Genomic DNA, 265 nt, shown 5'->3' on the forward strand with positions numbered 1-265 from the left:
GCTTGTAGCTCAGGTGGTTAGAGCGCACCCCTGATAAGGGTGAGGTCGGTGGTTCAAGTCCACTCAGGCCTACCAAATTCTTTCTGATACCGCGTTGTGAAACGACTCGCATACTTCAGTATGCTTCGCCGCTCCACGCCTTGTCTCAGCAGGAATTAAGGTGAATGAGATAACTACGATGGGGCTATAGCTCAGCTGGGAGAGCGCCTGCCTTGCACGCAGGAGGTCTGCGGTTCGATCCCGCATAGCTCCACCATCTTTACTG

At 54.0% G+C, this 265-nt stretch carries 1 tRNA gene; it reads left to right on the forward strand.

Features of this window, described 5'->3' with window-relative positions:
• The first annotated feature begins 180 nt into the window (after positions 1-180).
• A tRNA-Ala gene (locus tag OGV57_RS00065) sits at positions 181-256 on the forward strand.
• Positions 257-265 lie beyond the last annotated feature (9 nt).

The sequence above is a fragment of the Citrobacter sp. Cf087 genome (assembly GCF_030334285.1).
Classification (GTDB): Bacteria; Pseudomonadota; Gammaproteobacteria; order Enterobacterales; family Enterobacteriaceae; genus Citrobacter; species Citrobacter freundii.